The sequence below is a fragment of the Paracoccus thiocyanatus genome, assembly GCF_900156255.1.
In the GTDB taxonomy this organism is placed as follows: domain Bacteria; phylum Pseudomonadota; class Alphaproteobacteria; order Rhodobacterales; family Rhodobacteraceae; genus Paracoccus; species Paracoccus thiocyanatus.
On record NZ_FTMK01000027.1, the window covers coordinates 14,753 to 36,389 of the forward strand.

A 21,637-nucleotide genomic window follows, 5' to 3' on the forward strand; every position below is an offset into this window, starting at 1 on the left:
CATTGGAAATTCCGCTCAACCCTGCCTAGATCGTTGACATCGGGGGCGGGACCCGCCCGCCCCGACATTGCAAAACCGACAGATGGAAATCGCGTCGCGCGACAGGTCGCCCATGGCATCCTGGCGCCTGCGCCCGAGGTGAAGATGAACAAGACCCGCATCGAACACGACCTGCTTGGCGACCGCGAGGTGCCGGCGGATGCCTATTGGGGCGTCCATACCCTGCGCGCCATCGAGAACTTTCCCATTTCCGGCCGGCCCATCGGCGAAATCCCCGAACTCATCCGCGCGCTGGCCGGCATCAAGCAGGCGGCGGCGCTGGCCAATGCCGATCTGGGGCTGCTTTCGGCCGAGCGCCGCGATGCCATCGTCGCCGCCTGCGCGGAAATCCGCGCCGGCCGGCTGCACGACCAGTTCGTCGTGGACCAGATCCAGGGCGGGGCCGGCACCTCGACCAACATGAACGCCAACGAGGTGATCGCCAACCGCGCGCTGGAAATCATGGGCCATGCCAAGGGCGAATACCAATACCTGCACCCCAACGAGCATGTGAACATGAGCCAGTCGACCAACGACGTCTATCCGACGGCGCTGCGGCTGGCATCCTGGCGGGGCTTGCAAGGCGTGATCGCGGCGTTGGCCTCGTTGCGCGGCGCCTTTGCCGAGAAGGGCGCGGAATTTGCCGAAATCCTGAAGATGGGCCGCACCCAATTGCAGGAAGCCGTGCCCATGACCCTGGGGCAGGAATTCAACGCCTTCGCCATCACCATCGGCGAGGACGAGCTGCGCCTGGCCGAGGCCGCCGCCCTGGTCTGCGAGATCAACCTGGGGGCCACCGCCATCGGCACCGGCATCACCACCCATCCCGACTATGCCGAGCGGGTGCGGGCGCGGCTGGCGGAAATCACCGTGATCCCGGTCGTCACCGCCCCCGACCTGGTCGAGGCGACGCAGGATTGCGGCGCCTTCGTGCAGGTCTCGGGCGTGCTCAAGCGCGTGGCGGTCAAGCTGTCCAAGATCTGCAACGACCTGCGGCTTCTGTCCTCGGGTCCGCGCGCCGGCTTCAACGAGATCAACCTGCCGGCGAAACAGGCCGGCTCTTCGATCATGCCCGGCAAGGTGAACCCGGTCATCCCGGAAGTGGTCAACCAGGTCTGTTTCGAGGTGATCGGCAACGACACCACCATCACCATGGCGGCCGAGGGCGGGCAGTTGCAGCTCAACGCCTTTGAGCCGATGATCGCCTACAGCCTGTTCCGCTCGGTCAGCCACCTGGTGGCGGCCTGCGACACGCTAGAGCATAATTGCGTGCGCGGCATTACCGCCAATCGCGACGTGCTGAAGGAAACCGTGCGCCGTTCCATCGGCATCGTCACGGCGCTGAACCCCTATATCGGCTATGCCGCTGCCACCGAGGTCGCGACCGAGGCGCATCTGACCGGCCGCGGCGTCTATGAGCTGGTGCTGGAAAAGGGCCTGTTGCCGAAAGAGCGGCTGGACGCCATCCTGCGCCCCGAAAGCCTGACCCGTCCCGGCATGTTCGTGACCTGACCGGCCCTTGCGCCCCGGACCTCAGCCCGTGTCCCGCGCCACCTCGTCCAGCAGGAAGGCGCGGAACTTGCGGATGGCGGGGCGGTTGCGGCGGCCGGCCGGATAGACCAGCCAGAAGCTGCGCCCCATGGTCGAGACATGGGCAAAGGGCTGGATCAGGCTGCCGGTGGCCAGTTCCCAGCGAAAGAAGCGCGGCGTCAGCATCGCCACACCATAGCCGGCCAGCGCCGTCCGCGCCTAGTGCAGATCGGTCGAAAGCGTCAGCCCCGGCCTGTCGTCGCCGTCATGGAAATCGACGCCGACCTCGCGCATCCATACCGCCCAAAAGGGATCGCTCCGGTCCAGAAGCGGCAATTTCAGCAGGTCGGCCGGCTCGTTCAGCGGCAGCTTCGCGGCCAGTGCGGGCGACAGCATTGGCGTGTATTCAATGGGCATCAGGTAGTGCACGTCCAGCCCCGGCCAATTCCCCTGGCCGGTGCGGATGGCGACGGTGATGTCCTCGCGCGCGAAATCCACGATGTCGTCGCCGGTCTCGAGCCGGACGGCCAGGTTGGGATTTTGCAGCTGGAACTTGCCGATCCTCGGCGACAGCCATGCCCCGGCCAGGGTCGGAACGGTGCTGATCGACAGGGTCGATACGGTGTCGGCGGAAGGCTCGGCAAAAGCCTCGCGCAGCAGATCGAATGCGTCGATGGTCGGCCGAGCGAAAAGCGCCCCGGTCTCGGTCAGGCTGATCTCGCGCGGGCGGCGCAGGAACAGGGGCGTGCCCAGGCGCTCTTCCAGCAGCCGGATCTGGTAGCTGACGGCGGCCTGGGTCATGCCCAGATCCTGCGCGGCGCGGGTAAAGCTCAGATGGCGGGCCACGGCCTCGAAGGCGCGCAACGCGGCGAGTGGCGGGATGGACATAAGCCTGCCTTATGAAAGCTTGTCGAGGCTTTGTTTGTCAAAGCAGCGGGACAGTATCATACAGGCTAGGCACAGCAACCGCGTATCGCGCGAGGGAAAGAAATGGCACATGAGCATATGGCGGCCCGGCGCTTCCTAGGGCTGACCGGCCGTATCCTGGCGATCCTGCGCCGGCGCGCCGTGGATAAGCAGACCCTATGCGTGGACCGCATGGCGGCGCTGGACGATCCGGCCACCCGCCGCGCCCTTGCCCATCTGCCGCCGCATCTGCTACGCGACGTCGGCGTGGACGGCCCCGTCGGCTCGTCCGCGCGGGTCGAGGGCGAGGCCCTGCGCAAGCATCTGTGGTAAGGGCCCTAACGCAGCCCCTCGCAGAACGCCTTGATGCGGGCGCAGGCATCCGCCAGCACCGCGTCCGAGGTGGCGTAAGAGATGCGGAAATGCGGCGAAAGCCCGAAGGCCGCGCCAAAGACCACCGCGACCCCGGTTTCGTCCAGCAGTGCGGTGGCGAAAGCCTCGTCATCCGCAATCACCGTGCCGCCGGCCGAGGTCTTGCCGATCAGCGCCGCGATCGACGGATAGACGTAGAACGCCCCCTGCGGCACCGGGCAGTCGATGCCGGGACAGGCGTTCAGCCCCGCCACCACCAGGTCGCGGCGGCGCTGGAACACGGCGCGGCTTTCGGCGATGTAGTCCTGCGGCCCCTGCAACGCGGCCAACGCCGCATATTGGCTGATCGAACAGGGGTTCGAGGTCGATTGCGATTGCAGCTTGGCCATGGCGCGGATCAGTTCCTGGGGTCCTGCGCCATAGCCGATGCGCCAGCCGGTCATCGCATAGGCTTTGCTGACGCCGTTCATGGTCAGCGTGCGGGACTTCAGCCCCGGCTCGACCTGCGCCGGCGTGACAAAGCGGAAATCGTCAAAGACCAGGTGTTCATAGATGTCGTCCGCCAGCACCCAGACCTGCGGATGGCGCATCAGCACCTGGGTCAGGGCGCGCATATGGTCGACGGCATAGCCCGCGCCGGTGGGGTTCGAGGGCGAATTGAGGATCAGCCATTTCGTCCGGGGCGTGATCGCCGCCTCAAGCTGTTCGGGGGTGATGCGATAGCCGTTCCGCATCGCCCCCTCGACCACCACGGGCGTGCCGCCGGCCAGCAGCACCATGTCCGGGTAGCTGACCCAATAGGGCGCGGGGATGATGACCTCGTCGCCCGGATTCAGCGTCGCCATCAGCGCGTTGTAAAGCACCTGCTTGCCGCCGGTGCCCACCGTCACCTGCGCGGGCGCATAGTCCAGCCCGTTTTCCCGCGCGAACTTGTCGCAGATGGCGCGTTTCAGTTCCGCGATGCCGTCCACCGCGGTATAGCGGGTATGGCCGGCGTCGATGGCAGCCTTGGCCGCCTGACGGATATGGGCGGGCGTGTCGAAATCGGGCTCGCCCGCCGACAGGCTGATGATGTCGCGCCCCTCAGCCGCAAGCTCGCGGGCGCGGGCGGTGATGGCGATGGTGGGCGAGGGTTTGACGCGGGCGAGCGTCTGCGACAAAAAGCTCATGAAAATTCATCCTGCGGCTGGCTGCCCTGTCATAGGGGCGCCGCCGCGGCCAGGCAAGCCGGGAGCAAGCGTGGACGAGAACGAAGCAAGGCTGAAGCGGCTGCGGATGCGTAGCTGGCGGCGCGGCACCAAAGAGATGGACCTGATCCTGGGCCCCTTTGCGGATAGCCAGTTGGAGCGGCTGGGCCCCGACGAGCTGGACCTTTACGAGGCGCTGCTGGCCGAAAACGACCAGGATCTGTATCCTTGGATCACCGCCCGGCTGGGCGATGCCCGCCCCGGCCCCCAGCCGCTTTTGCCGATTCTGGACCGGGTGGCGGCTTTCGCGCATGACCGGCTGGCCCGGAAATAGGCACAATTTTAGCAAACTGCGCGGCGATTAACCGAAGATTGGCAAATCTGCGTCATGGTGGCGGAAACGAGGCCATGAACGGAAACCAGCACATGCAACAGCGCAGCTCTGCCCAAACGGCGCCGGCCTTGCGGCCGCTGCCGCCACGGACCAGCCGGGCGGACGCCTATCTGGAAAGTCTTCAGATGCTGGAACGGCTGCACCGGCTTTTGCTGGATCTGGTCAAGGATGAATTCGAACGGCTGGGCCGCACCGACCTGACGCCGGTGCAGGCGCTGCTGATCTATAATCTCGGCACGTCCGAGGTGACGGCGGGCGAATTGCGCTCGCGCGGGATGTATCAGGGCTCGAACGTGTCCTACAATCTCAAGAAACTGGTGGAACTGGGCTATGTCCACCATGAACGCTGCGAAATGGACCGCCGCGCGGTGCGGGTGCGGCTGACCCAGGCCGGGCAGGACGTACGCGATTGCGTGGCCAGGCTGTTCGCCCGCCATGCCGAGGGGCTGGACCTGTCGGGCGTGCTGGACGACCCGCCGATCGAGGCGGTGAACCTGCAATGGCGGCGGGTCGAACGGTTCTGGGCCGAGCAGATCCGCTATATCTACTGACCGCGGCACCCCGGCCGGCCTTGGCCGCGGAACGCCCCCGGCCGCAGCCGCGCCCGGCCCGACGGAACGGGCGCGGCCTTCGCGCCGCCACCCTTACCAGTGGCCGGTGTTCTGCATGCTGGCCCAAGGCTCTTGCGGCGCCAGGGCCTCGCCCTCTTGCAGCAATTCGATCGAGACGTTGTCGGGGCTGCGCACAAAGGCCATGTGGCCGTCGCGCGGCGGCCGGTTGATGGTCACGCCGGCATCCATCAGCTTTTGGCACGTCTCGTAGATATTCCCGACCCGATAGGCGAGATGGCCGAAATGCCGGCTGTCCGAAGGCAGGCCGTCATCGCCGTCCCAGTTCCAGGTCAGTTCCACCGGGCATTCCGGCTGGCCGGGCGGCGCCATGAAGACCAGGGTGAAGCGCCCGTTTTCATTGTCGGTTCGCCGCGTCTCCTCCAGCCCCAGCAGGCGAAAGAAGGCCATCGTCTTTTCCAGATCGAGCACGCGGACCATGGTATGCAGATAGCGGATCGTCATCGTCATCCCTTTCCCATTCGTCGCAGCCAGACTGGCATGCCGGCGACCGGATCGCAACGTGGGGCGATTGGCTGCACCCCCGCCATGCCACACAGCCTGTTGATTGCAACCCGCATAGCTGCCACAAGATATGGCCAGACCAGCCAAGGACCTTGCCCATGCCCATCACCCCCGAACAACAGGCCCAGATCGACGAGCAGCGCGCCAGCCCGCGCCCCACCCTGCGCGCCGTCTCGCCGGGGATGGAGGCGCATCTTTACCAGGCGCACCCGGTGCTGGACCACGGGCTGGTGCGGGTCATCGACTATATGGGCGACGACGCCGCCATCACCCAGGCCGCGCGCGTCAGCTATGGCCGCGGCACGAAATCGGTCAGCAATGACGAGGGGCTGATCCGCTATCTGATGCGGCACTGGCACTCGACCCCGTTCGAGATGTGCGAGGTCAAGTTCCACGTCAAGCTGCCGGTCTTTGTCGCCCGGCAATGGATCCGCCACCGCACCGCCAATGTGAACGAATATTCAGCGCGCTATTCGATCCTGGATCGGGAATTCTACATCCCCGCCCCCGAACAGCTTGCCGCGCAATCGACGGTGAACAACCAGGGTCGCGGCCAGGTGCTGGAGGGGGACGAGGCCGCCCGCGTCCTGGACCTGCTGCGCGAGGACGCGATGCGCAGCTATGACCATTACGAGGCGATGCTGAGCCAGGACGGCCAGCAGGGCCTGGCCCGCGAACTGGCGCGCATGAACCTGCCGGCGAATATCTATACCCAATGGTATTGGAAGGTGGACCTGCACAACCTGTTCCACTTCCTGCGCCTGCGCGCCGATGCCCATGCGCAATACGAGATCCGCACCTATGCCGAAACCATGTGCGGCATCACCCGCGACTGGGTGCCCTTTGCCTATGCCGCCTTCGAGGATTACCGGCTGGGCGGGATGCAGCTTTCCGCCAAGGGCGTCGAGGCGCTGAAGCGCCGCCTGTCGGGCGAAACCGTCACCCAGGAAAACAGCGGCATGAGCAAGGGCGAATGGCGCGAGTTCGAGGCGGTCTGGGGCTGACAGCCCGCCCCGCCCCCTTGGGCACGGCGGCGGAAACCCCGCCGGGCGGCGCCCTAAAGCGCCGTCCACCCCCCATCGACCGAGATGGTGGTGCCGGTGATCTGCGCGGCCGCCGGCGAGCACAGGAAGACCGCCGTGCCGCCCATCTGCTCGACCGTGGCGAATTGCCCCGACGGCTGGCGTTGCAGCATGACCTTGGCGATCACGTCATCGCGGCTCATGTTATGGGTCTTCATCTGGTCGGGGATCTGCTTTTCCACGATCGGGGTCAGCACATAGCCGGGGCAGATGGCGTTGCAGGTGATCGGCTCTTTCGCGGTTTCCAGCGCCGTCACCTTGGTCAGGCCGACGATGCCGTGCTTGGCCGCGACATAGGCGGACTTGTATTCGCTGGCCGTCAGCCCGTGCGCCGAGGCGATGTTGATCACCCGCCCCCAGCCCGCCCGCCGCATCATGGGCAGCGCCGCCGCCGTGGCGTGAAAGGCGGAAGACAGGTTGATGGCGATGATCGCATCCCATCTCTCGGCCGGGAAATCCGGGATCGGCGCGACATGCTGGATGCCGGCATTGTTCACCAGGATGTCACAGGCCCCGGCCGCTTCGATCAGGGCGCGGCATTCCTCGCCCTTGGACATGTCGGCCTGCATGTAGCGGACCTTGACGCCGTGTTCGGCCGCCAGGCTTTCGGCCAGGGCGTGATCCTGGGGCGTGTCGGTAAAGCTGTTCAGCACCAGATCCGCCCCGGCCCGCGCCAGCTCATGCGCGATGCCAAGCCCGATCCCCGAGTTCGAACCCGTTACCACCGCCGTCTTGCCACCAAGAAACCTTTCGAACATCGCCGCCTCCTGCCCGCGCTGCTGCTGTGGTGCAGCATGGGCATAAACCGGCATCCGCACAAGGCCGGGCCGGGGGTGGGGCCGGCCGCGGCGGCAATGAAAATCCCGTGACCAAATGTTGCGCGTCGGACTGTCGCAGCGCCGCGGGCGAGCCGCGCCAAAACCCCAAGAAAAAAGCGCCCGCACAAGGCGGGCGCAAGTCATGAGGCAGGTTTCATACAGGCAAGAAACCTATCGAGCAGTGCCTTATCTATACGCTTTTCGCCCCCTGAGTCCAAGGCGTAAGTTTGCTTCATGGTGAACACGCGGTTAATCTGGGCCGAGGCAGAACCAACGACCCGGAAATCAGGGCAATCGAGCATGCGATTCTTCAAGTTTGCTAACGAATCCGCGATCTGGCGGCGAATCGCGCTGTGCCTATGTGTTGCATCCATGCCGCTGGCAAGCCTTGCCGAACCCCGGCATGCCATTGCAATGTATGGAGAACCTGCGCTGCCACCGGGCTTTGCCCACCTGCCCTATGCCAATCCGCAAGCGCCCAAGGGCGGCACGATTCGCCTGGCCGAGACCGGCAGCTTCGATTCGCTCAACCCCTGGATCCTGATGGGCAACCCGGTCTGGCCGATCTTCACCCAGCCGGGGCTGGTGGCCGAGTCGCTGATGATGCGCTCGATCGACGAGCCTTTCACGCTTTACGGGCTTCTGGCCGAAAGCGTGGAAACCGATGCCGACCGGACCTGGGTCGAGTTCACCCTGCGCCCCGAGGCGCGCTTTTCCGACGGCACGCCGGTGACGGTCGAGGACGTGATGTGGTCCTATGAGGTGCTGGGGACCAAGGGCCATCCGCGCTATACCGCCGTCTGGTCCAAGGTCGAGACGATGGAACAGACCGGCCCGCGCTCGATCCGGTTCACCTTCAACACCGCCGACCGCGAACTGTCGATGCTGATGGGCATGCGGCCGATCCTGAAAAAGGCGCAATGGCAGGGTCGGGATTTCGCCCAGTCCGGCCTGATGGCGCCCATCGGATCGGGACCCTATGTCATCGACAAGGTCGATCCCGGCCGCGCGATCAGCTTTCGCCGCAACGCCGATTACTGGGGCCGCGACCTGGCGGTCAGCCGCGGGCTGCATAATTTCGACGTGATCCGCTATGATTATTTCGGCGATGCCTCGGCCATGTTCGAGGCGTTCAAGGCCGGCGAGATCGACGTCTGGCGCGAACTGGTCGCGGCGCGCTGGGAACGCAATTTCGACTTTCCCGCCATGCGCGACGGCCGGATGGTGAAATCCGAGATCGCCCATGGCCGCCCTTCGGGGATCATGGGGCTGGTGATGAACACCCGCAATCCGCTGTTTGCCGACTGGCGGGTGCGGCAGGCGATGATCGAGGCCTTCAACTATCGCTTCATCAACATGACGCTGTCGGGCGGCAAGGATCCCCGCATCAGCAGCTATTTCTCCAATTCCGACCTGGCGATGCAGCCCGGCCCGGCAAAAGGGCGCGAGGCAGAACTGCTGGCGCCTTTTGCCGGCCAGTTGCCGCCCGGCACCATCGACGGCTACGCCCTGCCCGAAGGCGGCGCACGCGCCATCGACCGCCAGGGCATCCGCGCCGCGCTGGACCTGCTGGGCAAGGCCGGCTGGACCGTGCAAGAGGGCGAGTTGCGCGATGCGGCCGGCCGCCCCTTTGCCTTCGAGATCCTGCTCAACCAGTCGGGCAGCGCCATGCGCAGCAGCGCCGAGACGCGCCAGATCGTCGACATCTTCGTGCAATCGCTGCGCAACCTGGGCATCCGGCCCAGAGTGACGGTGCTTGATGCCGCGCAATATGTCGAGCGCACCAACAACTACCAGTTCGACATGACCTGGTACGAGCGGGGGCTGTCGCTGTCGCCGGGCAATGAGCAGCGGCTTTACTGGGGGCGCGCGGGCGTCGCCGCGCCAGGCAGCAAGAACTGGATGGGAATGGACAGCCCCGCCGCCGAGGCGATGATCGCCGAGATGGGCCGCGCCCGCAGCCATGACGATTTTGTCGCAGCGGTCAGGGCTCTTGACCGGATATTAACCGCCGGACGCTATGTCATCCCGGTCAGCTATTCGCGGATTTCCCGCTTGGCGCATGATGCCGATCTGGATTATCCTGAAAAGACGCCGCTTTACGGTGACTGGCCCGGCTTCATGCCAGAAACCTGGTGGCAGGAGGAAAGAGAATGAAACTGAGTCGCATCGCAGCCGTTCTGTTCATGCTGGCGCTGGCTGCCTGCAATACGGTAGCCGGCGTGGGCGAGGATATCACCGGCGCATCGCGCATGGTGCAGGGCGGTTTGGGCGGAGGAGGCTACTGATGAAATGGGTTCATGTCCGCGACAACTGGTCCGCCTTTTTCGAGGCCATCGTGGAGAAATGGCCGGAGGCCGATGAAGGCGACCTGGAGGAAATCGACGGAGACCAGCGCGCCTTCATCGCCTATATCGCCGAAGTCACCGGCCAGGAAGTCGAAGAGACCAGGGACGAGATCCGCGAATGGCTGGCGGGCGAGATCCCTTCGGACATCGTGATGGACCCGATCCACGACAACCATTCGATCGCGCTGTCGGCAAAATATGTCGGCGAGGGCGAGGACGAATATGACGACGACGCCCGTTTCGGCGATGATGACGAGGTGCCCGACGACGGCGATTGAGCGGCGGGCAGCCTGGGGACGTCCAGGGATCGCGGCGGCTTCACCGCCGGCGGGGGCTCTGCCCCCCGCCTTGCCTGACGGCAAGGCGTCCCCCGGAGTATTTTTCAAACGGTGAAACGCATCCGGCGCCGCGGTTTCAGGCGTCGAGATCGACCCAGACCGGCACATGGTCGCTGGGCTTGTCCTTGGCGCGTTCGTCGCGGTCGATGCCGACATCAATCAGCAGATCCGTGGCTTGCGACGACAGCAGCACATGGTCGATGCGGATGCCGTTGTCCCTTTGCCAAGCCCCGGCCTGATAGTCCCAGAAGGTGAACGGGCCGCGTGTGCTGCCCGGATGGCGCAGGCGCACCGCATCCGTCCAGCCGTCGAAAAGAATGCGGCGCAGCGCGGCCCGGCTTTCGGGCTGGTAAAGCGCGTCATTCACCCAGCGTTCGGGAAAGGCGGCGTCGCGCGGTTCGGGGATGACATTGTAGTCGCCCATCATCACCGTGGGCATTTCCGCGGCCAGCAGCGCCTGGCCGCGCTGGCGCAGCCGCTTCATCCAGGCCAGCTTGTAATCGAATTTCGGCCCCGGCTGGGGATTGCCGTTCGGCAGGTAAAGCCCGGCGATGCGCAGCGCCCGACGGCCGACCACCGTGGCCTCGATATAACGGGCTTGTTCGTCGGTATCGTCGCCCGGCAGGCCGCGGGTGACATCCTCCAGCGCCAGCTTGGACAGGATTGCGACGCCGTTGAAGCCCTTTTGCCCATGGGTTTCGATATTATAGCCAAGATCGGCGATCGGCTCGCGCGGGAAGCTTTCGTCCTGGGTCTTGATTTCTTGCAGGACCACCACGTCGGGCTGGGCATCGGCCAGCCAGCCCGTCAGCGTCTCGATACGGGCACGGATGCCGTTGATGTTGAATGTCGCGATCTTCATGGCCCGACACTAGCCGGCTGCGGACGCCGAGGCCAGATCAGATCGAAAACGAGGTGCCGCAGCCGCAAGAGGCGCTGGCATTGGGGTTGTCGATGGTGAAGCGCGCCCCGATCAATTCGTCGGAAAAGTCGATGGTGGCGCCGGCCAGGAAGGGCAGCGAGACCGGATCGACCACCACCCGCTGGCCGCCGCCGCTGAGGATCAGGTCATCCTCGGCCGCGTCATCCAGGCGGATGTCGTATTGGAACCCCGAGCAGCCGCCGCCCGCGACCGCGACGCGCAGCGGGCGTGCAGGGCCGTCGCCATTGATATCGGCCAGGCGCGCAAAGGCGCGTTCCGTGACCTTGGGGGGCAGGTTCAGACCAGTGTTCATGCGGCGTTCCCGTTTCCGTCTTGTGGTCTGGAATATAGGCTCTGGCCGATGACCTCGCAAGGAATGCAGGATAAATGACGGCACCCTATGCCTGCCAGCCCCAGGACAGCCGCGGCCGCCGCTGGCCGGAACGCATGTCCACCTTTCGCAGCCCCTGGCAGCGCGACCGCGACCGCATCATCCATTCCAGCGCCTTTCGCCGGCTCAAGCACAAGACCCAGGTCTTCGTCGAGCATGAGGGGGATTACTACCGCACCCGCCTGACCCATACGATCGAGGTGGCGCAGGTCGCCCGCACCATCGCCGGCGCGCTGGGGCTGAACACCGACCTGGCCGAAACCGTGGCGCTGGCGCATGACCTGGGCCACCCGCCCTTTGGCCATACCGGAGAGGATGCGCTGGCCGCGCTGATGGCGCCCTATGGCGGCTTCGACCACAATGCCCAGGCGCTGCGCATCGTCACCCGGCTGGAACGGCATTACGCCGATTTCGACGGGCTGAACCTGACCTGGGAAAGCCTGGAGGGCATCGCCAAGCACAACGGTCCGGTGACGGGCGATCTGCCCTATGCCCTGGCCGAGGTGGATGCGGAATGGGACCTGGAGCTGCACACCAATGCCAGCGCCGAGGCGCAGGTCGCGGCCGTGGCCGACGACGTGGCCTATAACCACCACGACCTGCATGACGGGCTGCGCGCCGGGCTGTTTACCGAGGCGGACCTGGCCGCCCTGCCCGTGATCGGCGAAGCCTTTGCCGCGGTCGATGCGCTGCATCCCGGCCTGGCGCCGATGCGGCGCCGGCACGAGGCGCTGCGCCGGGTCTTTGGCATCATGGTCGAGGATGTGATCGCGGTGGCGCAGAACCGGCTGGCCAGCCTGCAACCCCAGGACGCCCAGGACATTCGCGACATGGAGGGGCCGATCATCCGCTTTTCCAAGCCGCTTTACCAGAACCTCAAGGCGATCAAGCTGTTCCTGTTCCAGCGCATGTATCGCGCGCCCTCGGTCGTGGTCGAGCGCCGGCGCGTGACCGAAATGCTGGAGGGGCTGTTCCCGCTGTTCCTGGCCGACCCGTCGAAGATGCCCCCGACCTGGTTCGAGGCCGCCGAGGCCGCCGGGGACGAAACCGCGCGGGCGCGGGTGGTGCTGGATTATGTCGCCGGCATGACCGACCGCTTCGCCATCCAGGAGGCGCAGCGCCTGCTGGGCTGAAGCTGGGCGCCGGCCGCGGCAGCATGGCCGGCAGGGGCTGTCCCTGCACGCGTCGGGGCCGCCGATTGAACCCGCGCAAGGGATCGCGCGTTCGCCCCGCAGGTCACGGCAGAAAAGGAGAACGGCGATGATCGTGAAATCCGGTTCGGCAAGATGGGAAGGCGGGCTCAAGGACGGCAAGGGCGCGGTTTCCACCAAGTCGGGGGCGCTGAGCGACCAGCCCTATGGCTTCAACACCCGCTTCGAGGGGCTGCCCGGCACCAATCCCGAGGAACTGATCGGCGCGGCCCATGCCGCCTGTTTCAGCATGGCCTTGGCGATGATGTTGCAGGAGGAGGGGGTCGGCAATGTGCGCATCGAGACCACATCCGAGATCGGCCTGGACAAGGAGGGCGACGGCTTCGCCATCAAGACCGCGCATCTGAACACCAGGGTTTCGGGCGATGGCGACAGGGCGGTGATCGAGGACTGCGCCCGCAAGGCCGAAAAGGGCTGCCCGGTCAGCAAGCTGCTGAATGCCGAGATCACGATGGACCTGACGGTGGCGTAAAGGCAGCCAGGCGGCGCGGTGCTGGCCGCGCCGCCGCTACACCATCATTTCCTTGGTCGCCGTCAGCTTCAGTTCCGGATGGTCGCGGCTTACCCGGTCGATGTCCCATTGCAGGCGCGTCAGGTAAACCAGGTCGCCGTCATGGTCCTGGGCCATATGGCCCTTGTTCGTATTGGCGAAGCTCTCGACCTTGTCCTTGGGCCCGGACACCCAGCGGGCGCTGGTGAATTGCGAGGATTCGAAGCGCACCGGCAGGCCGTATTCCAGTTCGATCCGGCTGGCCAGCACCTCGAATTGCAGCGCGCCGACCACGCCGACGATGAAGCCCGAGCCGATCATCGGCTTGAAGACCTTGGCCGCACCTTCCTCGGCGAATTGCATCAGCGCCTTTTCCAGGTGCTTGGCCTTCATCGGGTCGCCCGCGCGCACGGTCTGCAAAAGCTCGGGCGCAAAAGAGGGGATGCCGGTAAAGCGCAGCGCCTCGCCCTCGGTCAGCGCGTCGCCGATGCGCAATTGCCCGTGGTTGGGGATGCCGATGATGTCGCCGGCCCAGCCCTCATCCGCCAGTTCGCGGTCGGCAGCCAGGAACAGCACCGGGTTCGAGACCGCCATCGGCTTCTTGGACCGGACGTGCAAAAGCTTCATCCCGCGCTGGAAATGGCCCGAGGCCAGGCGGACGAAGGCCACCCGGTCGCGGTGCTTGGGGTCCATATTGGCCTGGACCTTGAAGACGAAGCCGGTCACCGGCTTTTCCTCGGGGGCGATCTGGCGCTCGGCGGCATTCTGGGGCTGGGGCTGGGGGCCGAAATCGCCGATGCCGGTCATCAGCTCCTTGACGCCGAAGCTGTTGATGGCGCTGCCGAACCAGATCGGGGTCAGATGCCCCTCCAGAAAGGACTTGCGGTCGAAACGGGGCAGCAATTCGCGCGCCATCTCCAACTCTTCGCGCAGCTTTTCCAGTTGGGCGGCGGGGACGTGTTCGGCCAGTTTCGGATCGTCCAACCCGCTGATCTGGATCGATTCGGCGACCTTGTTGCGGTCGGCGCGGTCCATGATCTCCAGCCGGTCATGCAGCAGATCATAGGCGCCGATGAAATCGCGGCCCATGCCGATCGGCCAAGAGGCGGGGGTGACGTCGATGGCCAGGTTTTCCTGGATCTCGTCGATGATCTCGAACGTGTCGCGGCTTTCGCGGTCCATCTTGTTGCAGAAGGTCAGGATCGGCAGGTCGCGCAGCCGGCAGACCTCGAACAGCTTGCGGGTCTGGCTTTCGACCCCCTTGGCGCCGTCGATGACCATGATCGCCGCATCCACCGCGGTCAGCGTGCGATAGGTGTCCTCGGAAAAATCGCTGTGGCCGGGCGTGTCCACCAGGTTGAAGCGGTAAGGTCCGAAATCGAAGCTCATGGCCGAGGCGGAAACCGAAATCCCCCGGTCCTGCTCCATCTTCATGAAGTCGGAGCGCGTGCGCCGCGCCTCGCCCTTGGCGCGGACCTGGCCGGCCATCTGGATCGCGCCGCCGAACAGCAGGAACTTTTCGGTCAGCGTGGTCTTGCCCGCATCCGGGTGCGAGATGATCGCAAAGGTGCGGCGGCGGGCGATTTCGGGCGGAAGTTCGGGACGGTTCATCATGCCCGGCCTTTAGCGCGGGCCGCGCGCAGTCTCAAATGGAATCGCGGCCCAAATGGAATCGGCCTCAGACGAACTGTTCGCGGATCAGCCGCTCTTCCAGCCCGTGGCCGGGATCGAAGAGCAGGCAATGGCTGATCGAGTTCTCGGACCGGATCTCGACCCACAGCACCGAATCGACGCCGCGCGAATCGGCATCGGCCATGACCGGGCGCTTGTCGGGGTCCAGCACGTCGATGCGCACCGTCGCCGATTTGGGCAGGATGGCGCCGCGCCAGCGCCGCGGGCGGAAGGGCGCGATGGCGGTCAGCGCCAGCACGTCCGACCCCAGGGGCAGGATCGGGCCGTTCGCCGAATAGTTATAGGCCGTGGACCCCGCCGGGGTGGACAGCAGCATCCCGTCGCAGATCAGTTCCTCCAGCCGCATCCGGCCGTTCACGCTGATGCGCAGCCGCGCGGCCTGGGGACCGGCGCGCAGCATGCTGACTTCGTTGATGGCCAGCGCGCAATGCTCGTGCCCGTCGGTGGTGCCGGCGGTCATGGCCAGCGGGTTGATCACGGTTTCCTCGGCGGCGCGGATGCGGGCGGGCAGGTCGTCCTCGCAATAGGCGTTCATCAGGAAGCCGACGGTGCCGCGGTTCATGCCATAGACCGGCAGGCCGCGGTTCTGGTGCATGACCGACAGCATCAGCCCGTCGCCACCCAGCGCCACGATCACCTCGGCCTCGCGGACCGGCACATGGCCATAGCGCGCCGACAGCACCTGGGCGGCGGTCGTGGCGGTTTCGGTGCTGGAGGCGATGAAATGCAGCTTCATGCGGCCATCATGGCCAGCCGCTGCGGGGAAGCAAGTCCCCCCAAGGCATGGGATATCTACCGTCCAGGCGTCGCATCCGTCCTAGCGGGGCGCGGCGAAAGGCGCTAGAAGGCCGGCAAGCCGCTTTTTGCAAGAGGATCAGATGACCGATACCGGATTCTTCACCGAGACGCTGGACAGCCGCGACCCCGACATTTTCGGCGCCATCCGCAAGGAACTGGGCCGCCAGCGCGACGAGATCGAGCTGATCGCATCAGAGAACATCGTCTCCAGGGCCGTTCTGGAAGCCCAGGGCTCGGTGCTGACCAACAAATATGCCGAAGGCTATCCGGGCAAGCGCTATTACGGCGGCTGCCAGTATGTCGACATCGTTGAGGAACTGGCGATCGAGCGGGCCAAGGAACTGTTCGGCTGCGGCTTTGCGAATGTGCAGCCCAATTCCGGCAGCCAGATGAACCAGGCGGTGTTCCTGGCGCTGTTGCAGCCGGGCGACACTTTCATGGGGCTGGACCTGAACTCGGGCGGGCACCTGACGCATGGCTCGCCGGTGAACATGTCGGGCAAGTGGTTCAATGTCGTCAGCTACGGCGTCCGCCAGCAGGACCAGTTGCTCGACATGGAGGAAATCCGCCGCTCGGCGCACGAGCACAAGCCCAAGCTGATCTTGGCCGGCGGCACCGCCTATTCGCGCATCTGGGACTGGGCCGAGTTCCGCAAGATCGCCGACGAGGTCGGCGCCTGGCTGATGGTCGACATGGCCCATATCGCCGGGCTGGTGGCGGGCGGCCAGCACCCTTCGCCGCTGCCGCATGCCCATGTGGTCACGACCACCACCCACAAGTCGCTGCGCGGCCCGCGCGGCGGCATGGTGCTGACCAACGACGCCGATATCGCCAAGAAAATCAACTCCGCCGTGTTTCCCGGCCTGCAAGGCGGCCCGCTGATGCATGTGATCGCCGCCAAGGCCGTGGCCTTTGGCGAGGCGCTGCGCCCCGAGTTCAAGGACTATGCCGCCCAGGTGGTCAGCAATGCGCAGGCGATGGCGGATGAGCTGATGAAGGGCGGCATCGACATCGTCTCGGGCGGCACCGACAACCACCTGTGCCTGGCCGACCTGCGCCCCAAAGGCGTGACCGGCAAGGCGACCGAGGCGGCGCTGGGTCGCGCCCATATCACCTGCAACAAGAACGGCGTGCCCTTCGACCCGGAAAAGCCTTTCGTGACCAGCGGCATCCGCCTGGGCGCGCCGGCCGGCACCACCCGCGGCTTCAAGGAAGCAGAGTTCCGCCAGATCGCCCGCTGGATCGTCGAGGTCGTCGACGGCCTGGCCGCCAATGGCGAGGAAGGCAATGCCGAGGTGGAAGCCCACGTCAAGTCCGAGGTCGAGGCGCTTTGCGCCCGCTTCCCGCTTTACGACGGCATGTGACACAGGCGCGGCGCGGACCGGGTCCGCGCCGCTCTGTCAAAAGGGCCGGATGCGGGCCGGCTTGCCCCATCCCGCTCGCCGGCAGTCCCCGCGGGGCGGCAAGGGCCCGGAAGCGGGCGCGAGGCGGATCGAGCAAGCCCTGATCCCCGCCGCCTTCCACGGCGATTCCGTTCCAGTGGCCATCGCGGCAAGACCTCTGCCGGCCCGTGAGCCAGGGCGCTGCCGAGAATAAAAAACCCCATCCCGCGTTCAGCGATTTTTCCGGCACCGTCGCCCCAGGCGGGTCGCTTCCCCTCACCAGCCGCCTAGATCAGCCCTTGGCGGGTCATGATCCAGATCGCGACAGCTGCCAGCAGCAGCAGGCCCAGCAGCACGGTGGCTGCGACGCGGGCCGCGCCTCCGCGCAGGCGCATGCCCTGCCCCAGCGGCCGCAGATGCGCGACCAGGGCAGCATGGGCACGTTCCAGCCGGTCAAGATCCACCTGCCGGGCAGTTTTCGGCTGGCCGGCCATACGGTCGGCCTGGGCCAAAAGGCGCGCCTGGCGCCGCAGCCGCCGCGGCAGGGCGCCGCCGCGCTTGCGCAGCATGCTTTCCAGATCGGCCTGATGGCCGCGCCGCAACCCGCCAAAGCGCATCGCCATCAAGCTGGCCACCTCATCGGCCATCGGCCGGATTCTTTCGATGCCCATCGCCCGTCCCGTGTTCCGTCCCATTCTTTTTCGGCAAGGCTAGCGCCTCTGGCTTCGCTTCGCCAGTGCCGCTAGGCTGCGCGCATGATGCTGAACATGATGGTGACAGGAACGGATTCGGATCGGCCGCCGGCAGTGCTGGCGCATGGGCTGTTCGGATCGGGACGCAATCTTGGCGGCCTTGCGCGCCGCCTGGGCGAAAGCCGGCGGGTGATATCGGTCGACATGCGCAACCATGGCGACAGCTTTCACGACCCCGACCATGGCTATCCGGCGCTGGCCGCCGATCTGGCCCAGGTGGTCCAGGATGCCGGCGGCCAGGCGGATGTTCTGGGCCATTCGATGGGTGGCAAGGCGGCGATGATGCTGGCCCTGACGCGGCCGGACCTGGTGCGCCGGCTGGTGGTCCTGGACATCGCGCCTTTCGCCTATGGCCACAGCCAGGAGGGGCTGATCGACGCCATGCAGGCGGTGGATCTTGCCGGGCTGCGCCTGCGATCCCAGGCGGATGCGCGGCTGGCCGAACATGTCGCCGATCCGGGTGTGCGGGCCTTTCTGCTGCAATCGCTGGACCTGAAGGCCGATCCGCCGCGGTGGAAATTCAACCTGCCAGCCCTGCGCAGCCAGATGCCGCTGCTGGTCGGCTGGCCCGATGCGCCCAAGGCCAGCTTCACCGGCCCGGCGCTGTTCCTGGCCGGCGAGGAGTCCGACTATTGCCGCGCCCCCCAGGCCGCGGCCATCCGCGCGCATTTCCCGCAGGCAGAGATCCGCATCATTGCCGGCGCGGGGCATTGGCTGCATGCCGACCGCCCGGAAGAGGTGGCCGCGGCCGTATCCGCCTTTCTGGGCTGACCGGCCGGGCCGGGGGCATTCAGCCGCCGGGACAGCGCAGCGACAGCCGTGCTTCCCCGGTATCGCCGGGGATGCGGCTGCGCAGGCTGTCGGGAATCGCCGCGCAGCCGGTCGTGCGTTCGGCGGCGATCACCATCAGTTCGGGAACCGGCGCACGCGCGGCCCGGCTCAGATAGCCCAGGCGGATCACCTGGGCCTGGTCGCCGTCGTGAAAGACGGCGAAGCGGATCCCTTCCAGCGTGATGTCGTGACGCGCCGCACCAAAGAACTGCGGCGCCGGTGAGGCGCAGGCCGAAAGGAACAGGACAAGAAGCAGAATCACTCGCATGAGCCCTGTCTAGCAGCCGTGGGTTAAGAAAGCCCTAACGGCCGGGAACCTTGCCCGCCGGGCAGCGTTTATCCGGGCGAACCCATGCAGGAGATTGAATATGCGAAGGATTCTTCAAGCCTCGTCCCTGCTTGCGCTGCTGGCGCTGGCAGCGTGCCAGACCGTCCAGGGCGCCGGGCGCGACCTGGAAAGCGCCGGACAGGTGATCAGCCGCGAAAGCCAAGAGGTCCAGGCCGGCTCGTGATCCTGCACTCAGGGCGCGGCGCAACCGGCGCCGAGCGGCGTTTCGGGCAGCAAGTCCAGCCGCAACTGTGGAATGCGCTGCCCGCAAGCGGTGCATTGCCCATATAAGCCGCCGTCGATCCGGCGAAGCGCGGCCCTGATCCGCGACAGTTCGACGCGCTGCGCGGTGCCAAGCGCCAGCAGAACCTCGCCCTCTTCGGCATCCGCCTGGCATCTTCCAGCCTTCGCATCAAATTCGGCCCGCAGGCGGGCAAGATCGCCAAGAAGGGCCCGGCGGCGGATCGCCAATAGGGCGCGGCGGGCGGCAAGGTCCATGGCATGTCCACTGTAGGTTGCCATATATCCTGCCACGCAGCCGCCGCGCCGCGCTTGACTTGCGTCAAGCTGTCGCAGGCCTTTCCCTCCTTGATCGGCCGGGTTCCGCTGGCGCCGCCGCGGGGCTGGGAATTTCCTTGCCGACCACCCGCCTTGCCGCCAGTCCCGGCTTGAGCGGTGCGCCGGCTGGTTTAGGCTTCGCCGGATCGAGCAGAAACGGAAAAGGGGAAACCATGCGGCGGATAACGACAATCGCCCTGTGCCTGGCCGGCCTGGCGGTCGCGGGCTGCGAAACGATGCGCGGCGCCGGGCGGGACATGCAGACCGCGGGGCATTTGCTGAGCGAACAGGCCGAAAGCAGCCAGGTGCAGATGGGACAGGCCCCCTCTGCCGCGCCGGCGACGCCCTATATGCCGCCGGCAGACCCCGCCATTCCCTATTGATGCCGCAAAACCGCCCGCGGCAGAAGCAGCGGGACCGCCGTTCCGGCTATGGCGAAGCCCAGATATCCGGCGTCCCCGCGCCGGCTGTCATGGCGCGGCCGGGATCAACGGTTTCTGGTTCTGGGCATGACGCACGGCCAGCCTGCGGCCCTGCCGCCCCGAAACGAGCGTTCTTGCCGGCTCCGGCTGGTAGTCCGCCGTCAGCAATTCGGGGAAAAGCGCCAGTATTTCCTCGCGCGCCGCCTTGCCCACCGATTGCAGCGCCATATGGCCGGTATAGAGCGATTCGGTTTGCGCGCCATTTGAAATGACGATCTCGTGCCGATCGAACAGCATGTGGAAATATTCCACCTCTGCCAGGTCTTCGGCCACGTCGATACCGTCAATCTGCAAAAGCTGCTTGGCGGCGACCAGGATTTCGGCGGCGCCGAACATGCGCCGGGCAATGGACGAGCGCACCAGCACCCGATGCTGCGGCGAAACCACCAGGTCAGTTGCCGGGATATTTTCGCCCAACTCGCCTGCGCGGATGCGGATGGGACGCAGCTTGGGCTTGAGCATCAGCACGGGCGCGCCCAGTCTGTGCGACCCGATCCAGCGGAGCGGCCGCAGCCCGTTGTCGCGCGTCATGACAAGATCGCCAACACGCAGATCGTCGATCGGGACTTCACCGCGATCGGTCAGGATCAGCGTGCCGCCGGCAAAACAGGGGATCTCGTCGTCAGGAACGAAATTGTCCCAATCGATCTGCTCGCCATCGACGTTTTGGACAAAGGTCAGCTCCGTCCCCTCGGGCGGCCAGGGGCCTTGGAAGGTAAAGCCGATCACGCCATGTTCCGGTCCGGTCCGATAGTCCCAGTCCCCGGCAGGATCGGGATTTACCGTGACGGCAGAAATCGCAACAAGCACATAATCATTGCCGTCATCGCCCGACAGAATAACTTCATATTCGTTCTCAAGCTGCAAGGTGCCGGTTGCATGGGTGGTATTACCGATGGTGATCTCGTCGGTATTTTCCTGCTTGTGCTGGGGCCATTCAGCCCCGGTCCATCCCGGGTTCCAGGGATCGTCGGTGAAATATCCGTAATCGCTCTCGACGTTCAAAGAACCGATGGCTTCGTAGTTGAAGCTGATGGTTGTGCCGGCAGGAGGCATTCCGCCCCATTCTGTACCGCCAACGGTCAGGCCGTTTTTGTTGTTAGGCGCGACATTATTCGTCGCGCTGAAATCGCTCAGCGAAATGAAACCAAGGGTATGTACCGCCAATTTGGCCTCCTTCATGACATCCAGTAGCAGACGCCCCCTATTTTGGAGGAGCCGATGAGGTCGATGATAAAGGTCGGGATGATTCGTTCTGGTGTTTCACCATACCAATTAACCAGACAGCTTTCGCACATCGAGGGTGGACCACCGAAGTTCGACAGCAAAACCGCTAAGCGATTGATTTCTCTGAGGCGGATTTCGCCTTTGTGTGACTACGGGACGGCTCTTAGGCAGGTTTTGGCAGGTTCAGGGTGTTGAACAGCTCCAATTGTTCCGGGGTTGTCGTTGAGAGGCCATCAATTGAGCGTTCGCCGATTTTCGTGCTGTGGCGCTGTATGCGCGCGAGCATGTCGAGCGCGGTTCTGGGGCTTGCGCTGTGCCCCCTGGCTTTCAGGCGCATGCGCATGACGCGGTAGAGAACGAGGGCCAGGAAGCAGATCAGCGCGTGCGCGCGGATGCGCTCGGGCAGCCGATGGTGGACTGGCGCGA

25 protein-coding genes and 2 pseudogenes are annotated in these 21,637 nt (G+C 65.6%); 14 read left to right on the plus strand and 13 right to left on the minus strand.

Translation table 11 applies throughout. The annotated features are described in order from the left end of the window. Positions 1-144: 144 nt before the first annotated feature. Complete coding sequence (gene aspA, locus F3H32_RS15140) at positions 145-1,551, plus strand: aspartate ammonia-lyase (RefSeq protein WP_149766553.1); 1,407 nt, start codon at positions 145-147, stop codon at positions 1,549-1,551. A gap of 21 nt (positions 1,552-1,572) precedes the next feature. On the opposite strand, the pseudogene F3H32_RS15145 reads toward aspA, so the two are convergent. Next, positions 1,573-2,457 (minus strand): annotated as a pseudogene (locus tag F3H32_RS15145) (LysR substrate-binding domain-containing protein). 102 nt (positions 2,458-2,559) lie between these two features. Between F3H32_RS15145 and F3H32_RS15150 the strand changes: the two are divergent. Next, on the plus strand, positions 2,560-2,808 hold the full coding sequence (locus F3H32_RS15150) for a DUF1127 domain-containing protein (RefSeq protein ID WP_149766554.1): 249 nt from the start codon (positions 2,560-2,562) through the stop codon (positions 2,806-2,808). Between the two features lie 5 nt (positions 2,809-2,813). On the opposite strand, the gene F3H32_RS15155 is transcribed toward F3H32_RS15150, so the two are convergent. After that, positions 2,814-4,016 (minus strand): pyridoxal phosphate-dependent aminotransferase, encoded by a 1,203-nt coding sequence (locus F3H32_RS15155; protein WP_149766555.1) that lies wholly within the window; start codon positions 4,014-4,016, stop codon positions 2,814-2,816. 106 nt (positions 4,017-4,122) lie between these two features. On the opposite strand from F3H32_RS15155, the gene F3H32_RS15160 reads away from it, so the two are divergent. Then, on the plus strand, positions 4,123-4,368 hold the full coding sequence (locus tag F3H32_RS15160; RefSeq protein WP_149766572.1) for an FAD assembly factor SdhE: 246 nt from the start codon (positions 4,123-4,125) through the stop codon (positions 4,366-4,368). Between the two features lie 92 nt (positions 4,369-4,460). Next, positions 4,461-4,979 carry a MarR family winged helix-turn-helix transcriptional regulator gene (locus tag F3H32_RS15165; protein WP_115755352.1) on the plus strand — a complete coding sequence of 173 codons (519 nt, stop codon included), beginning with the start codon at positions 4,461-4,463 and terminating at the stop codon, positions 4,977-4,979. 93 nt (positions 4,980-5,072) lie between these two features. On the opposite strand, the gene F3H32_RS15170 is transcribed toward F3H32_RS15165, so the two are convergent. Next, positions 5,073-5,501 (minus strand): VOC family protein, encoded by a 429-nt coding sequence (locus tag F3H32_RS15170; RefSeq protein WP_149766573.1) that lies wholly within the window; start codon positions 5,499-5,501, stop codon positions 5,073-5,075. A 158-nt stretch (positions 5,502-5,659) separates the two neighbouring features. On the opposite strand from F3H32_RS15170, the gene thyX reads away from it, so the two are divergent. Continuing rightward, positions 5,660-6,565, plus strand: a complete 906-nt coding sequence (thyX, locus tag F3H32_RS15175; protein ID WP_149766556.1) for an FAD-dependent thymidylate synthase — start codon at positions 5,660-5,662, stop codon at positions 6,563-6,565. 53 nt (positions 6,566-6,618) lie between these two features. On the opposite strand, the gene F3H32_RS15180 is transcribed toward thyX, so the two are convergent. Then, on the minus strand, positions 6,619-7,401 hold the full coding sequence (locus F3H32_RS15180) for a 3-hydroxybutyrate dehydrogenase (RefSeq protein ID WP_149766557.1): 783 nt from the start codon (positions 7,399-7,401) through the stop codon (positions 6,619-6,621). 360 nt (positions 7,402-7,761) lie between these two features. Here F3H32_RS15180 and F3H32_RS15185 point away from each other — a divergent pair, with 360 nt between their 5' ends. The 3 genes from F3H32_RS15185 to F3H32_RS15190 are packed head-to-tail and all read left to right on the plus strand — an operon-like array spanning position 7,762 to position 10,087. Then, on the plus strand, positions 7,762-9,618 hold the full coding sequence (locus tag F3H32_RS15185) for an extracellular solute-binding protein (protein WP_149766558.1): 1,857 nt from the start codon (positions 7,762-7,764) through the stop codon (positions 9,616-9,618). Beyond that, on the plus strand, positions 9,615-9,749 hold the full coding sequence (locus F3H32_RS18115; RefSeq protein WP_258869606.1) for a hypothetical protein: 135 nt from the start codon (positions 9,615-9,617) through the stop codon (positions 9,747-9,749). The genes F3H32_RS15185 and F3H32_RS18115 overlap by 4 nt, the downstream gene beginning before the upstream one ends. After that, positions 9,749-10,087: a hypothetical protein gene (locus tag F3H32_RS15190; RefSeq protein WP_149766559.1), complete on the plus strand. Its 339-nt coding sequence runs from the start codon at positions 9,749-9,751 to the stop codon at positions 10,085-10,087. The genes F3H32_RS18115 and F3H32_RS15190 overlap by 1 nt, the downstream gene beginning before the upstream one ends. Before the next feature lie 136 nt (positions 10,088-10,223). Here F3H32_RS15190 and xth read toward each other — a convergent pair whose 3' ends face one another. After that, entirely contained in the window at positions 10,224-11,009 is a 786-nt protein-coding gene (gene xth, locus F3H32_RS15195) for an exodeoxyribonuclease III (protein WP_149766560.1), read from the minus strand. Positions 11,010-11,046: 37 nt separating this feature from the next. After that, entirely contained in the window at positions 11,047-11,382 is a 336-nt protein-coding gene (locus tag F3H32_RS15200) for a HesB/IscA family protein (protein ID WP_188128679.1), read from the minus strand. A gap of 74 nt (positions 11,383-11,456) precedes the next feature. On the opposite strand from F3H32_RS15200, the gene F3H32_RS15205 reads away from it, so the two are divergent. Both F3H32_RS15205 and F3H32_RS15210 read left to right on the plus strand, forming a co-directional pair. Continuing rightward, the gene (locus F3H32_RS15205) at positions 11,457-12,593 is read left to right on the plus strand and encodes a deoxyguanosinetriphosphate triphosphohydrolase (protein ID WP_149766561.1); all 1,137 of its coding nucleotides are present in this window, start codon (positions 11,457-11,459) and stop codon (positions 12,591-12,593) included. Positions 12,594-12,720: 127 nt separating this feature from the next. Continuing rightward, positions 12,721-13,143: an OsmC family protein gene (locus F3H32_RS15210; protein ID WP_149766562.1), complete on the plus strand. Its 423-nt coding sequence runs from the start codon at positions 12,721-12,723 to the stop codon at positions 13,141-13,143. A 36-nt stretch (positions 13,144-13,179) separates the two neighbouring features. Here the strand turns inward: F3H32_RS15210 and F3H32_RS15215 are convergent, their stop codons facing one another. Both F3H32_RS15215 and F3H32_RS15220 read right to left on the minus strand, forming a co-directional pair. Next, positions 13,180-14,775 carry a peptide chain release factor 3 gene (locus F3H32_RS15215; RefSeq protein ID WP_149766563.1) on the minus strand — a complete coding sequence of 532 codons (1,596 nt, stop codon included), beginning with the start codon at positions 14,773-14,775 and terminating at the stop codon, positions 13,180-13,182. Between the two features lie 64 nt (positions 14,776-14,839). Further along, positions 14,840-15,589 (minus strand): NAD kinase, encoded by a 750-nt coding sequence (locus tag F3H32_RS15220; protein WP_149766564.1) that lies wholly within the window; start codon positions 15,587-15,589, stop codon positions 14,840-14,842. Between the two features lie 142 nt (positions 15,590-15,731). Between F3H32_RS15220 and glyA the strand changes: the two genes are divergently transcribed. Beyond that, on the plus strand, positions 15,732-17,015 hold the full coding sequence (gene glyA / locus F3H32_RS15225; protein WP_149766565.1) for a serine hydroxymethyltransferase: 1,284 nt from the start codon (positions 15,732-15,734) through the stop codon (positions 17,013-17,015). Between the two features lie 305 nt (positions 17,016-17,320). On the opposite strand, the gene F3H32_RS15230 is transcribed toward glyA, so the two are convergent. Next, positions 17,321-17,704 carry a hypothetical protein gene (locus tag F3H32_RS15230; RefSeq protein WP_149766566.1) on the minus strand — a complete coding sequence of 128 codons (384 nt, stop codon included), beginning with the start codon at positions 17,702-17,704 and terminating at the stop codon, positions 17,321-17,323. Positions 17,705-17,788: 84 nt separating this feature from the next. Between F3H32_RS15230 and F3H32_RS15235 the strand changes: the two genes are divergently transcribed. Further along, positions 17,789-18,556, plus strand: coding sequence for an alpha/beta fold hydrolase (locus F3H32_RS15235; protein WP_149766567.1), 768 nt, complete (start codon positions 17,789-17,791; stop codon positions 18,554-18,556). A 19-nt stretch (positions 18,557-18,575) separates the two neighbouring features. On the opposite strand, the gene F3H32_RS15240 is transcribed toward F3H32_RS15235, so the two are convergent. Then, positions 18,576-18,878 (minus strand): hypothetical protein, encoded by a 303-nt coding sequence (locus F3H32_RS15240; protein ID WP_394349623.1) that lies wholly within the window; start codon positions 18,876-18,878, stop codon positions 18,576-18,578. 106 nt (positions 18,879-18,984) lie between these two features. Between F3H32_RS15240 and F3H32_RS15245 the strand changes: the two genes are divergently transcribed. Next, on the plus strand, positions 18,985-19,128 hold the full coding sequence (locus F3H32_RS15245; RefSeq protein WP_115755337.1) for an entericidin A/B family lipoprotein: 144 nt from the start codon (positions 18,985-18,987) through the stop codon (positions 19,126-19,128). A gap of 8 nt (positions 19,129-19,136) precedes the next feature. On the opposite strand, the gene F3H32_RS15250 is transcribed toward F3H32_RS15245, so the two are convergent. After that, positions 19,137-19,415 (minus strand): TraR/DksA family transcriptional regulator, encoded by a 279-nt coding sequence (locus F3H32_RS15250; protein ID WP_223191487.1) that lies wholly within the window; start codon positions 19,413-19,415, stop codon positions 19,137-19,139. 260 nt (positions 19,416-19,675) lie between these two features. Here F3H32_RS15250 and F3H32_RS15255 point away from each other — a divergent pair, with 260 nt between their 5' ends. Further along, complete coding sequence (locus F3H32_RS15255) at positions 19,676-19,885, plus strand: entericidin A/B family lipoprotein (protein WP_149766569.1); 210 nt, start codon at positions 19,676-19,678, stop codon at positions 19,883-19,885. Between the two features lie 87 nt (positions 19,886-19,972). Here F3H32_RS15255 and F3H32_RS15260 read toward each other — a convergent pair whose 3' ends face one another. Both F3H32_RS15260 and F3H32_RS15265 read right to left on the minus strand, forming a co-directional pair. Next, positions 19,973-21,166 carry a Hint domain-containing protein gene (locus tag F3H32_RS15260; RefSeq protein WP_149766570.1) on the minus strand — a complete coding sequence of 398 codons (1,194 nt, stop codon included), beginning with the start codon at positions 21,164-21,166 and terminating at the stop codon, positions 19,973-19,975. A gap of 208 nt (positions 21,167-21,374) precedes the next feature. Beyond that, a pseudogene (locus tag F3H32_RS15265) lies at positions 21,375-21,637 on the minus strand (IS1634 family transposase); the annotation flags it as partial.

Coding starts and splice junctions, on each gene's coding strand:
- F3H32_RS15185 (WP_149766558.1), top strand. CDS start 7,762: ATGCGATTCTTCAAGTTTGCTAACGAATCCGCGATCTGGCGGCGAATC.
- F3H32_RS15215 (WP_149766563.1), bottom strand. CDS start 14,775: ATGATGAACCGTCCCGAACTTCCGCCCGAAATCGCCCGCCGCCGCACC.
- F3H32_RS15245 (WP_115755337.1), top strand. CDS start 18,985: ATGCGAAGGATTCTTCAAGCCTCGTCCCTGCTTGCGCTGCTGGCGCTG.
- F3H32_RS15210 (WP_149766562.1), top strand. CDS start 12,721: ATGATCGTGAAATCCGGTTCGGCAAGATGGGAAGGCGGGCTCAAGGAC.
- F3H32_RS15155 (WP_149766555.1), bottom strand. CDS start 4,016: ATGAGCTTTTTGTCGCAGACGCTCGCCCGCGTCAAACCCTCGCCCACC.
- glyA (WP_149766565.1), top strand. CDS start 15,732: ATGACCGATACCGGATTCTTCACCGAGACGCTGGACAGCCGCGACCCC.
- F3H32_RS15160 (WP_149766572.1), top strand. CDS start 4,123: ATGCGTAGCTGGCGGCGCGGCACCAAAGAGATGGACCTGATCCTGGGC.
- F3H32_RS15235 (WP_149766567.1), top strand. CDS start 17,789: ATGATGCTGAACATGATGGTGACAGGAACGGATTCGGATCGGCCGCCG.
- thyX (WP_149766556.1), top strand. CDS start 5,660: ATGCCCATCACCCCCGAACAACAGGCCCAGATCGACGAGCAGCGCGCC.
- F3H32_RS18115 (WP_258869606.1), top strand. CDS start 9,615: ATGAAACTGAGTCGCATCGCAGCCGTTCTGTTCATGCTGGCGCTGGCT.
- F3H32_RS15205 (WP_149766561.1), top strand. CDS start 11,457: ATGACGGCACCCTATGCCTGCCAGCCCCAGGACAGCCGCGGCCGCCGC.
- F3H32_RS15170 (WP_149766573.1), bottom strand. CDS start 5,501: ATGACGATCCGCTATCTGCATACCATGGTCCGCGTGCTCGATCTGGAA.
- aspA (WP_149766553.1), top strand. CDS start 145: ATGAACAAGACCCGCATCGAACACGACCTGCTTGGCGACCGCGAGGTG.
- F3H32_RS15200 (WP_188128679.1), bottom strand. CDS start 11,382: ATGAACACTGGTCTGAACCTGCCCCCCAAGGTCACGGAACGCGCCTTT.
- F3H32_RS15230 (WP_149766566.1), bottom strand. CDS start 17,704: ATGGGCATCGAAAGAATCCGGCCGATGGCCGATGAGGTGGCCAGCTTG.
- F3H32_RS15165 (WP_115755352.1), top strand. CDS start 4,461: ATGCAACAGCGCAGCTCTGCCCAAACGGCGCCGGCCTTGCGGCCGCTG.
- F3H32_RS15260 (WP_149766570.1), bottom strand. CDS start 21,166: ATGAAGGAGGCCAAATTGGCGGTACATACCCTTGGTTTCATTTCGCTG.
- xth (WP_149766560.1), bottom strand. CDS start 11,009: ATGAAGATCGCGACATTCAACATCAACGGCATCCGTGCCCGTATCGAG.
- F3H32_RS15190 (WP_149766559.1), top strand. CDS start 9,749: ATGAAATGGGTTCATGTCCGCGACAACTGGTCCGCCTTTTTCGAGGCC.
- F3H32_RS15180 (WP_149766557.1), bottom strand. CDS start 7,401: ATGTTCGAAAGGTTTCTTGGTGGCAAGACGGCGGTGGTAACGGGTTCG.
- F3H32_RS15255 (WP_149766569.1), top strand. CDS start 19,676: ATGCGGCGGATAACGACAATCGCCCTGTGCCTGGCCGGCCTGGCGGTC.
- F3H32_RS15220 (WP_149766564.1), bottom strand. CDS start 15,589: ATGAAGCTGCATTTCATCGCCTCCAGCACCGAAACCGCCACGACCGCC.
- F3H32_RS15150 (WP_149766554.1), top strand. CDS start 2,560: ATGGCACATGAGCATATGGCGGCCCGGCGCTTCCTAGGGCTGACCGGC.